Origin of the sequence: Xanthomonas sp. SHU 308 (assembly GCF_000364645.1) — a bacterium.
Lineage (GTDB): Bacteria > Pseudomonadota > Gammaproteobacteria > Xanthomonadales > Xanthomonadaceae > Xanthomonas_A > Xanthomonas_A sontii.
Genome location: NZ_AQOK01000776.1, coordinates 1 through 10,996, shown reverse-complemented (window position 1 = coordinate 10,996; position 10,996 = coordinate 1). Strand labels below are relative to the sequence as shown.

9 protein-coding genes and 1 tRNA gene are annotated in these 10,996 nt (G+C 68.0%); 4 read left to right on the top strand and 6 right to left on the bottom strand.

Going from position 1 to position 10,996, the window contains the following annotated elements; genetic code table 11:
- The 4 genes from D588_RS0120275 to D588_RS0120260 all read left to right on the top strand — a co-directional run.
- Nucleotides 1–2,442 (top strand): Ig-like domain-containing protein (locus tag D588_RS0120275; protein ID WP_017917296.1); only part of this gene is annotated, 2,442 nt, incomplete at its 5' end.
- The gene (locus D588_RS25720; protein WP_017917295.1) at nucleotides 2,442–3,716 is read left to right on the top strand and encodes a TolC family protein; all 1,275 of its coding nucleotides are present in this window, start codon (nucleotides 2,442–2,444) and stop codon (nucleotides 3,714–3,716) included. The genes D588_RS0120275 and D588_RS25720, both read left to right, overlap by 1 nt.
- Nucleotides 3,706–5,874 (top strand): type I secretion system permease/ATPase, encoded by a 2,169-nt coding sequence (locus D588_RS0120265; protein ID WP_017917294.1) that lies wholly within the window; start codon nucleotides 3,706–3,708, stop codon nucleotides 5,872–5,874. Before D588_RS25720 ends, D588_RS0120265 begins: the two co-directional genes overlap by 11 nt.
- Nucleotides 5,867–7,051: an HlyD family efflux transporter periplasmic adaptor subunit gene (locus D588_RS0120260; protein ID WP_026143933.1), complete on the top strand. Its 1,185-nt coding sequence runs from the start codon at nucleotides 5,867–5,869 to the stop codon at nucleotides 7,049–7,051. Before D588_RS0120265 ends, D588_RS0120260 begins: the two co-directional genes overlap by 8 nt.
- Before the next feature lie 22 nt (nucleotides 7,052–7,073).
- Here D588_RS0120260 and D588_RS0120255 read toward each other — a convergent pair whose 3' ends face one another.
- The 6 genes from D588_RS0120255 to D588_RS28645 all read right to left on the bottom strand — a co-directional run.
- The gene (locus D588_RS0120255) at nucleotides 7,074–7,340 is read right to left on the bottom strand and encodes a hypothetical protein (protein ID WP_017917292.1); all 267 of its coding nucleotides are present in this window, start codon (nucleotides 7,338–7,340) and stop codon (nucleotides 7,074–7,076) included.
- Nucleotides 7,341–7,695: 355 nt separating this feature from the next.
- Nucleotides 7,696–7,772 (bottom strand) — tRNA-Pro (locus D588_RS0120250).
- 60 nt (nucleotides 7,773–7,832) lie between these two features.
- The gene (gene cydX, locus D588_RS0120245) at nucleotides 7,833–7,964 is read right to left on the bottom strand and encodes a cytochrome bd-I oxidase subunit CydX (RefSeq protein ID WP_017917291.1); all 132 of its coding nucleotides are present in this window, start codon (nucleotides 7,962–7,964) and stop codon (nucleotides 7,833–7,835) included.
- 23 nt (nucleotides 7,965–7,987) lie between these two features.
- On the bottom strand, nucleotides 7,988–9,139 hold the full coding sequence (gene cydB, locus D588_RS0120240) for a cytochrome d ubiquinol oxidase subunit II (RefSeq protein ID WP_026143931.1): 1,152 nt from the start codon (nucleotides 9,137–9,139) through the stop codon (nucleotides 7,988–7,990).
- Nucleotides 9,140–9,158: 19 nt separating this feature from the next.
- Nucleotides 9,159–10,748, bottom strand: coding sequence for a cytochrome ubiquinol oxidase subunit I (locus D588_RS0120235; RefSeq protein ID WP_017910523.1), 1,590 nt, complete (start codon nucleotides 10,746–10,748; stop codon nucleotides 9,159–9,161).
- On the bottom strand, nucleotides 10,745–10,996 hold a 252-nt coding region (locus tag D588_RS28645; protein WP_232764338.1), incomplete at its 5' end, for a hypothetical protein. The genes D588_RS0120235 and D588_RS28645, both read right to left, overlap by 4 nt.

Sequence of the window (10,996 nt, the reverse complement as noted above, 5' to 3'; positions counted from 1 at the left end):
GCGCCGGTGCTGCAGCCGAGCAATGGCACGGCGATTGTCGGTACGGCGGAGGCGGGTGCGACGGTCACGGTGACCGACGGCAACGGCACGCTGATCGGGCAGACCACCGCCGATGGCGCGGGCAACTGGAGTGTGACGCCGGGCGCCGCGTTGCCGGATGGCACCGTCGTGAACGCCGTAGCGACTGACGCGGCTGGCAATGCCAGTCCGCCGGCGTCCACCACGGTCGATGCGCTGGCACCGGCCGCGCCGGTGCTGCAGCCGAGCAATGGCACGGCGATCGTCGGGACTGCCGAAGCGGGTGCGACGGTCACTGTCACCGACGGCAATGGCAACCTGATCGGGCAGACCACCGCCGATGGCGCCGGCAACTGGAGCGTCACACCGGGCACGGCCTTGCCGAACGGCACGGTGGTAAATGCCGTGGCGACCGATGCGGCCGGCAATGCCAGCCCGCCGGCGTCCACCACAATCGACGCGCTGGCACCGGCGGCGCCGGTGCTGCAGCCGAGCAACGGCACGGCGATCGTCGGTACGGCCGAAGCGGGTGCGACGGTCACCGTCACCGACGGCAACGGCACGCTGATCGGGCAGACCACCGCCGATGGCGCCGGCAACTGGAGCGTCACCCCGGGGACGCCACTGCCGGACGGCACCGTCGTCAACGCCGTGGCCACCGATGCCGCCGGCAATGTCAGTCCTCCGGCGACCACCACGGTGGATGCGCTGGCACCGGCGGCACCGCTGGTCACGATCAGCCTGGACGGCAGCCTGCTCACCGGCACCGCCGAAGCCAACGCGCAACTGCGTGTGGTGGTGAACGGCGATACCGCCAATCCCCTGTTGATCCAGGCCGATGGCAATGGCGCCTTCAGCCTGCCGCTGGTGCCGGCGCTGGTGATCGGGCAGGCACTGTCGGTGGTGGCGGTCGATGCCGCCGGCAACGTCAGCCCGCCCGCACTGCTCACTGCCCCGGATCTGTCGCCGCCGCTGCTCAGCGTGCCCGAGGCCGGCGATACCTGGATCAACGCTGCGGAAATCGGCGACGGCATCCAGGTGGTGGTGCAACTGCGGCCGAACATGCTGGTCGGCCAGGTGGTCACCGTGCATTTCGCCGGTCAGAACGGCTACGTGGTGGATGTCCCGCACACGCTCACCAGCGGCGACCTCGCTGCCGGCAACGTGGTGGTCTCGGTGCTGCCGCCGAGCGGCGGCGCCGCGTTGCCGCAGGGCGCCGCGACGGTCACCGCCGATCTCAACGGGGGCCCGGCCTCGTCCTCGGTCGGCTTCACCATCGATACGATCCCGCCGGCCACTCCGGTGCTGTTGCTGGTCGCTAATTTGCTGACGATTTCCAGCGAACCGGGCACTGCACTGACGGTCAACGTCAATGTGGGTGGCGTGCAGGCCACGGCCACGCTGACGGCCGACAACAGCGGCCTGGCCTCGCTGGATCTGCTCACCGGCCTGGATATCGGCCTGAGCTGGTCGCAGTTGCTGAACGCGCAGGTGTCCGTGGTGGGCGCCGATCCGGCGGGCAACACCAGTTCGGTCGCCTCGCTGGGGGTTGGCGCCAACATCGCGCAGCCGCTGACGCTGGGCGACTTCGGGCTGGACTTCGCGCTGTTGCCGGCGACCTTCGGATTCAGCGGCAACGCCGACCCCAATGCCAGCCTGGCGATCCGCGTCATCACCCCGGCGCTCAACGTCGAACTCACGCCCATCCAGGCCGACGCCAATGGTGACTTCGCCTTGAACCTGCTCAGTCCCAGCGTCCTGAGCCAACTCGGGCTCACCGCGTCCGGCGTGCTCAACCTTGGCGCGCAGGTCGCCTTCGAAGTGGTCGCCACCGACACGCTCGGCAACGACAGTGCGCGTTATGGCATCAGCCTGTCCGGCAGTGGCGCGGCCCTGAGCATCGGCACCATCAGCGTGAATGGTACTGGCGGCATCGACATCCTGTCCGGCGCCGACGGCAGCAGCGAGCGTATCGTCGCCGGCGACGGCAGCGACCTGATCTTCAACGTCGGCAGCGGCGATCAGGTGTCGGCCGGCAATGGCGACGACACCATCCAGATCACCGCGACCAACTTCACCAGCATCGACGGTGGCGCCGGCTTCGATACGGTGCTGTTCGCCAACGGCATCGACCTGGACTACAACGCGGCAGGCGTGGGCACGCTGTCCAACATCGAGCGTATCGACCTGGGCAAGGGCGACTCCGGAAGTACCCTGACCCTGACTGCGTCGGAGGTGCTGGCAATCACCGACGGCAACGATACCTTGCAGATCACCGGCGACAGCGCGGATGTGCTCAACGTCGTCGGTGCCGTCGACAGCGGCACAACACAGGCGATCGATGGCATCACCTACCACGTCTACAGCTTCGGCAGCGCCACGTTGCTGGTGGAGGACAACACGCTTGCGGTGGTGACGGCCTGATGGGGGAGACCTGCACGCACGGCCGGCGCGTGCGCCGGCCTGGCCGGGTGGCCAGCGCCTGCGTCTGGCTGTTGCTGGCGGTACCGCCAGGTGCCTTCGCCATGTCGCTGGCCCAGGCGGTGCAACAAGGCCTGAGCAGCGAGCCGCAGCTGCGCGCGGCGATGGCCGAGGCGGCACGTGCCGCCACCGACGTGCGCATCGCACGCAGCGGCTACTACCCGGCGTTGTCGGTGGGCGCCGGGCCCAAGGCCATGGATCCCGGCGAGGTGGTCTACGACGTCAACCTCTCGCAGATGCTGTACGACTGGGGCCGTGTGTCGAGCAGGGTCGCGGCGGCTCGGGCGCAGCAGCGCGGGCAGGATGCCGGGGTGGAGGTGGCCGCCGACGATGCCGCGCTGGCGATCGTGGACGTGTACCTGGACGTACTGCTGGCGCAGCAGCGGCTGCAGGCGGTGCAGGCGCATCTGCAACGCCTGCAGGCCATCGCCGACCTCAGCGAAGCGCGCAGCGGTGGCTACGCCGATCGCAGCGAACTGGAGCGCACGCGGCTGGAACTGGCGCGCGGGCAGGACCAGTTGGCGTCCGAGCAGGGCACGCTGCAGGAGGTACGCAACCAATTCCTGCTATTGGTTGGCACGGAGGCCGAGGGTCTGCTCGAACCGGACCTGCCGGACCTGCCGCAATTGGCGCCGGCGCAGCTGCCGCGGACGGTGGACGCCTCGCCCTTGCTGCGCAAGGCCAACGAACAGGTGCGTGCCGCCGAGGCGGAAGTGCGCGAGGCCCGCGCGGCGTTGAAGCCGCAACTGAATCTGGAAGCCGCCGCGCTGCGCCGCGACGTCGGCGGGCGCCTGCAGAACGATTCGACCATTTCGCTGCGCCTGAGCATGGACGTCTTTCAGGGCATGTCGACGTTCCTGCGCCCGCAGGCCGCCCGGCAGCGCCTGGAAGCGGCGCAGTGGAACGTGGATGCCGTGCGCCGCGAGATCCTGCGCACCGTGCGGACGCTGGCCGATGCAGGCGATGCGCTGCGCGGGCGCGAGCAGGCACTGCTGCAACAGGCGCAGCAGGCGGTGGAGGTGGCCGAGCTCTACCGCGAGCAGTTGAGCGTGGGCCGGCGCGAGGTGATCGAACTGCTCAACGTACAGCGCGAGCGGCTGGAGGCCGAACGCCAGTTGATCGCGTTGCGGATCGAACGTAAGCGCCTGCGCTACCGTGCCGCGGCGCAGGTCGGGGCGTTGCAGGCCATGTTCCGGGAGAGCGCCCATGCAGGTTGAGGACAATTCGGCGGTGTCGATCGGCACCCCGCAGGCAGCGGAGGTGGATGGCCTGCGGCCTGGCCTGTTGTTGCTGTGCCAGCGCCTGGGGCGGCCGTTGACCGATGCCGAACTGGTGGATGGCATTGCGCTGGATCAGGGGCGACTGCCCTTGCGTTTGGTCCCCCGGGCACTGCGCCGTGCCGATCTCAATGCCGACGTGCTGGACTATCCGCTCGCGGGGATGGACGGCTATCTGCTGCCCGCGCTGCTGTTGCTGCACGATGGTCGCACCCTGCTGCTGGAAGCGATGGAGTCGGAGCAGGCGCGGGTGCTGCTGCCGCATGCCAGTGGCGGCGAGCAGGCCATGCCGCTGTCCGAACTGGAGCGGCTGTACAGTGGCTCGGCGGTATTCGCCAAACCGCGCTTTCGCGACGATGGACGCATCGGCGGCTATGCCGGCAGCGACGCGGAGCACTGGTTCTACGGCCCGCTGAAGAAGTTGTGGCGCTCTTACGCCGAAGTGGCGACGGCGGCGATGGTCGCCAACCTGCTGGCGATCGCCACCGCGCTGTTCGCAATGCAGGTCTACGACCGCGTGGTGCCCAACGCGGCCTTCGATACCTTGTGGATCCTCGCCAGCGGCGTGGTCCTGGCCATCGTGCTGGAAGGCGTGTTGCGCACCCTGCGCGGGCAGTTGCTGGCGGTGCTGGGCAAGCGCCTGGATCTGCAGTTGTCCACGCTGCTGTTCTCGCGCGTGCTGGCCATGCGCATGGCGGCCAAACCGGGGTCGATGGGGGCCTTCAGTACGCAGGTCCGCGAGTTCGAGTCGGTGCGCGAGTTCTACACCACGTCCAGCGCAGCGCTGATCAGCGATTTGCCGTTCGTGGCGATCTTCCTGGCCATCATCGCCTTGATCGGCGGCCACGTGGTGTGGGTGCCGCTGGTCGCCTGCGTGTTGATGGTGCTGCCCGGGCTGCTGGCGCAGCGCCTGCTCGGCGCGCTGTCGCGGCAGAACCTGCGCGAGGGTGCGATGAAGAACGGCCTGCTGCTGGAGGCGTTCGAGCATCTGGAATCGATCAAGGCCGCGCGTGCCGAGGGTCGCTGCCAGGGCCTGTGGGAGGGGCTGACCGCGCAACTGGCGGCCTCGGCGATGAAGACCCATTCGCTGACCACCGCGCTCAGCTATGCCGCCTCGGTGGTGCAGCAGCTGGCCTACGTCGGTGTGGTGGTGTTCGGCGTCTATCGGATCCAGCAGGGCGAGATGACCGTCGGTGCGCTGGTGGCCTGCTCGCTGCTGGCCGCACGCGCGATCGCGCCGCTGGGGCAGGCGGCCGCGGTGCTGGGGCGCTGGCAGCATACCCGGGTGGCGATGGAGGGGTTGGACCAGTTGCTGGGCGCAGCGCAGGACCGTCCAGCCGGCAAGCGCTTCGTGCACAAGCTGCGGCTGAAGGGCGACTATCGCCTGGATGCGGTGACGCTGCGCCATGGCGATCAGCCGCCGGCGCTGGACGTGCAGGCGCTGCGGATCGGCGCCGGCGAGCGTGTGGCGTTGCTCGGCGGCAACGGCGCCGGCAAGTCCACCCTGTTGCGCCTGCTGGCGGGCCTGGTCGACGCGCAATCGGGGCGGCTATTGCTCGACGACGTGGCGATCGCGCAGATCGACCCGGCCGACCGCATGCGCAACATCGGCTACCTGCCGCAGGACGTGGCCCTGTTCCACGGCAGCCTGCGCGACAACCTCAACCTGCACGGCGCGTCGCTGGGCGACGACGAACTGTACGCGGCGTTGGACGGGGTGGGGCTGGGGGCATTCGTGCGCGCGCATCCCTTCGGCCTGGACCTGCCGATCCAGGGCAACACCAGTCTTTCCGGCGGACAGCGGCAGGCGCTGGGCCTGGCGCGGCTGCTGCTGCAGGATCCCGGCGTGGTGCTGCTCGACGAACCCACCGCGGCGTTCGACCAGCACAGCGAGCAGTTGGTCATCGCCTACCTGCAGCGCTGGCTGGGCACGCGCACGCTGGTGCTGAGCACGCACAAGCGCAGCATGCTCGAACTGACCCGGCGTGCCGTGGTGCTGCGGCAAGGACGCGTGGTGGTGGATGGACCGGTGGAGCAGGTGCTGCAGGGCAACCGGGTACAGGCGCCGGCGCCGGCACTGGCGGGCGGCCATGGTTGAGCGCACCGCGATCGCACTGCGGCGGCGGTTGGCCGATCCGCTGCTGGCCTCCACCCATCCGCTGTACCGGCCGTTGTTGTGGACCGTGTTGGCGACAGTGGCGATCTTCCTGGCCTGGGCGGCCTGGGCCGAGCTGGACGAGGTCACCCGTGGCGATGGCCGGGTGGTGCCGTACAGCCGCATGCAGAAGATCCAGAGCCTGGAGGGCGGGATCCTGGACCGGCTGCTGGTGCAGGAAGGGGAACTGGTCAAACCGGGACAGCCACTGGTGCGCCTGGAACGCACCCACTTCCTGACCAACTATCAGGAGTCGGTCAACCAGGAGCAGGTGCTGCATGCGGCGATCGCGCGCCTGGAGGCCGAAGTGCTGGGCAAGGACCGCATCGCCTTCCCTGAGCAGGTCGCCTCCAATCAGGCCTTGCAGCGTTCCGAGCGCGACCTGTTCGAGTCGCGCCGCAGCAAGCTGGCCGAAGGCAGCCAGGCGATCCAGCGGCAGATCCGCCTTGCCCAGGATCAATTGAACATCGTGCGGCCGTTGGTGGCCCGCGGCGCGGTCAGCCAGGTCGAGGCGCTCAAGCTCAGCCAGGACATCGCCACCTTGCAGGGCCGGCTCGGCGAGCTGCGCAACAGCTACTTCCAGGAGGCGTATACCGAACTGGCCAAGCGCAAGGCGGATCTCGGTGCACTGGAGCCGATCGTGCGCCAGCGCCACGACCAGTTGCGCCGCACCGAGATCCTGTCGCCGGTGCGCGGACGGGTCAACACCGTGCTGATCAACACCCGCGGCGGCGTGATCCCGCCGGGCGAGCCGATCATGGAGATCATCCCGGTGGAGGAGCGGCTGCTGGTGGAGGCGCGGATCAAGCCGCGCGACGTGGCGTTCCTGGTGCCGGGCATGAACGCGCGGGTCAAGATCACCGCCTACGACTACACGATCTACGGCGAGCTCAACGGCACGGTCGAACAGATCAGCGCCGATACCATCGAGGAGCAGACTCCGCATGGGAAGGAGTCGTTCTACCAGGTGCTGATCCGCACCGACGGCAGCCAGTTGCGCCGCGGTGGCGAAGCGTTGCCGATCATCCCCGGCATGGTAGCCGAGGTCGACATCCTCACCGGCAAGCGCAGCGTGCTCAATTACTTGCTGCGGCCGCTGTTGAAGGCGCGGTTGCGCTGAGCGCGGCCGTAGTCAGTGCCGATCAGCTGTGCGATTCGACCAGCGAGAGCGTGCAGGTTTCGCCTGGAGCGGATTGCCAATACTCGAAGCGCGAGAGCTTCTTGCCCGAGGTCTGCGCGGCGAGCAGGCTCGCATAGGCGGCCTTGCCGAACTCGTCGCCGAGGTTGAGGTAGACGATGTCGAACTTGCAGGTGGTGGAGAGCGCATCCTTGACGCTGAAGTAGGCAGTCGCGCCGCCCTGTACACCCTGCACGCCGAGTCGGTCCACCTGCTTGTCGGTTTCGGTCACCGCTGCTGCGGGTGCGCAATACAAAACGATCAACGAGAGGCACAGTGCCGCTTGCAGTTTCATGGTGTCGTGTCCGTTTGTCTGAGTCGTGAACGTCGAAACGGACATTCCCGCCACCTCGCTTCCGGCACGCTTGGTCGCCAAGGAAGGAGGTGGGGATGAATGCGCCGGTTCCCCGCCACCATTGTGGCGAAAAGCCAGGCCATGGAGTCAAGCCGCCGCGGCCCCCAGAGGACGCGTGCTGGCCGGGGCAGGGGCAGGAGGGGTGTCACCGCACCGCGCGGCCTATCCCGGATTGCAGACACAAAAAAACCCGGAAAACTGTGGTTTTCCAGGCTTCTTGTGACCTTGAAACTGGTCGGGGAGACAGGATTCGAACCTGCGACCTCTACGTCCCGAACGTAGCGCTCTACCAGACTGAGCTACACCCCGAAGGAGCCGCACATGATACGGAGGTCTTCCGCATTCGGCAAGCGCCTTTGCAAAAAAATTTCAGTCCGCCGCGTCGGTCGCGTCCGCGGCGGCATCCGCGGCGTTGCGCTCGCGCGCCTCGAACCACATGCCGTTGAGGATGGCGGCGGTGGAGGCCAGGCCGACACCGAGAATCCAGGCGAAGTACCACATGATCGTTTCTCCTTGCGGGCGCGTCAGTACGCGTTGGGGTTGTCGTCCAGGGAGGCGGCGGTGACCTTGCCCTTGAGCACGCGGTACACCCAGGTGGTGTAGCCGAGGATGATCGGCAGGAACACCACGGTGGCCAGCAGCATGATCCACAGGGTCAGGTGGCTGCTGGAGGCGTCCCACACGGTCAGGCTGGAGCCGGGCTGGCTGGAGGAGGGCAGCAGGAACGGGAAGATCGCAAAGCCCACGGTCAGGATGATGCCGGCGATGGCCGCGCCGGAGGCGATGAATGCCAGGCCGCCGCGGCGCTTGCGCAGCAGCACCGCGCTGAGCAGCAGGCCCAGCAGGCCGGCGGCCGGGGCCAGGGCGGTCAGCGGCATGGTCTGGTAGTTGTGCATCCAGCCGCCGACCTCGCCGAGCACGGCGGTCTTCAGCAGCGGGTTGGTGGCGCCGTCGGTGACCACCTGCGAGGTGACCGCATAGCCGGGCAGGCCGGTAGCCACCCATACTCCGGCGCCGGCGAACAGCGCGCAGGCCGCCAGGGCGGCGATGCTGCCGTAGCGCGCCGCGCGCTCGGCCACCGGGCCGTCGGTCTTCAGCACCAGCATCGCCGCGCCGTGCGCCACCAGCATGCTCACGCTGAGCAGGCCGGCGAGCAGGGCGAACGGCATCAGCAGGCCGAAGAAGCTGCCGGTGTAGAACACCCGCAGGGTGTCGTCGAAGTGGAACGGCACGCCCAGCAGCACGTTGCCCACCGCCACGCCCATGATCAGCGCCGGGATGAAGCCGCCGACGAACAGCGCCCAGTCCCAGCCGTTGCGCCAGCGCTGGCTGGGCAGCTTGCCGCGGAACTTGAACCCGACCGGGCGCAGGATCAGCGCGAACAGGATCACGAACATCGCCAGGTAGAAGCCGGAGAAGCTCACCGCGTACAGCGGCGGGAAGGCGGCGAAGATCGCGCCGCCGCCCAGGATCAACCAGACCTGGTTGCCTTCCCAGACCGGGCCGATGGTGTTGACCACCAGCCGGCGCTCGGCGTCGGTCTTGGCCACGAACGGCAGCAGCGCGCCGACGCCCAGGTCGAATCCGTCCATCACCGCGAAGCCGATCAGCAGGATGCCCAGCAGCAGCCACCAGATCACGCGCAGCGTGGTGTAGTCCAATGCAATGAAGTCCATGGTGTGTCTCCTGCCGGGGTCAGAGGTGGCCGGCGGCCGCAGGTGCGGCGATCGGGGTGACGGGACGCGGGGCGGGTTGCAGCAGGGCGGGCAGGTCGTCCGGCCCCTTGCGGATCGCCTTGAGCATCAGCTTGATCTCGATGATCAGCAGCGTGGTGTAGATCGCCACGAAGCCGGCGAGAGTGATCAGGATGTCGTGCAGGGCCAGGCCGGAAGCGGCATAGAAGGTCGGCAGCACGCCTTCCACCGCCCACGGCTGGCGGCCGTACTCGGCCACGAACCAGCCGCACTCGATCGCGATCCACGGCATCGGCAGTGTCCACAGCGCCAGCTTCAGGAACCAGCGCTTGTCCTCGAAATTGTGCTTGCACGAGAACCACAGCGCGGCGGCGAAGAACGCGATCAGGTAGAAGCCCAGGCCGGCCATCACCCGGAACGTCCAGAACAGCGGCAGTACGCGCGGCACCGTGTCCAGCGCGGCCTTGGCGATCTCCTCCGGGGTGGCGTTGAGGATGTCCTCGCGGTAGCGCTTGAGCAGCAGACCGTGGCCCAGGTCCTGCCAGTGGCGGTCGAACACCGCGCGCGCCTCGGCGTCGTTGCGGTTGGCCTTGAGCCGCTGCAGCGCGCCGTAGGCGATCTGCCCGCCGCGCACGCGGTGCTCGGCGCGCTTGACCAGTTCCAGGATGCCCGGCACCGGCGTGTTCAACGAGCGCGTGGCGATCAGGCCCATCAGGTACGGCACCTTGATCGCGTAGTCGTTCTTGCCGGTGGCCTGGTTGGGAATGCCGAAGGCGGTGAAGTCGGCCGGCGCCTGCTCCGTTTCCCACATCGCCTCGATCGCGGCCAGCTTCATCTTCTGGTGCTCGTTGGCGGCGTAGCCGCTCTCGTCGCCCAGCACCACCACCGACAGCGAGGACGCCAGGCCGAACGCGGCGGCCACCGCGAACGAACGTCGGGCGATGTCGCGGTGCTTGCCGCGCAGCAGGTACAGCGCGCTGATCGACATCACGAACACCGCACCGGTCACGTAGCCGGCGCTGACCGTATGCACGAACTTGGCCTGCGCCACCGGGTTGAACACCACCGCCATGAAGTCCACCACTTCCATGCGCATGGTGTCCGGATTGAACACCGCGCCGGTCGGGTTCTGCATCCAGCCGTTGGCGATCAGGATCCACACCGCCGACAGGTTGGTGCCCAGCGCCATCAGCCAGGTCACCATCAGGTGCTTGACCGGGGTGAGCTTGCTCCAGCCAAAGAAGAACAGGCCGATGAAGGTCGCCTCCAGGAAGAACGCCATCAGCCCTTCGATCGCCAGCGGCGCGCCGAAGATGTCGCCGACGTAGTGGCTGTAGTAGGACCAGTTCATGCCGAACTGGAACTCCATGACGATGCCGGTGGCCACGCCCATCGCGAAGTTGATGCCGAACAGCACGCCCCAGAACAGGGTCATGCGCCGCCACACGTCCTTGCGGGTCATGACGTACACGCTCTCCATGATCGCGATCATGAAGGACAGGCCCAGGGTGAGCGGGACGAACAGGAAGTGGTACATCGCGGTCATGGCGAACTGCAGCCGCGACAGCTCTACGACAGTGGTGTCGATCATGGCTGTGCTACCTCGTGGAAGATGTGCATCTGGGTGGCCGAGTGGCGGGAGATTGGAGGCGATCTTCCGCCGCGCCGGCGCGTTCGACCTTGATTCAGATCAATGTGCGGCACCGGGATGCCCGGCATCGTGGCGACCACGGCGGTTCCGGCCCGGAAGCGCCTTCCCGCTAAACTGGCGACTTCGTTCGCCGCGCCGAGCCCGTTTTGACCGATTCCGCCGAGCCGTCCACTGCACTGCCCGCCGAT

What these genes read in the sequence shown, in the direction of transcription:
- D588_RS0120265 (WP_017917294.1), top strand. Translation starts at nt 3,706, where the DNA reads ATGCAGGTTGAGGACAATTCGGCGGTGTCGATCGGCACCCCGCAGGCA.
- cydX (WP_017917291.1), bottom strand. Translation starts at nt 7,964, where the DNA reads ATGTGGTACTTCGCCTGGATTCTCGGTGTCGGCCTGGCCTCCACCGCC.
- cydB (WP_026143931.1), bottom strand. Translation starts at nt 9,139, where the DNA reads ATGGACTTCATTGCATTGGACTACACCACGCTGCGCGTGATCTGGTGG.
- D588_RS0120260 (WP_026143933.1), top strand. Translation starts at nt 5,867, where the DNA reads ATGGTTGAGCGCACCGCGATCGCACTGCGGCGGCGGTTGGCCGATCCG.
- D588_RS0120235 (WP_017910523.1), bottom strand. Translation starts at nt 10,748, where the DNA reads ATGATCGACACCACTGTCGTAGAGCTGTCGCGGCTGCAGTTCGCCATG.
- D588_RS25720 (WP_017917295.1), top strand. Translation starts at nt 2,442, where the DNA reads ATGGGGGAGACCTGCACGCACGGCCGGCGCGTGCGCCGGCCTGGCCGG.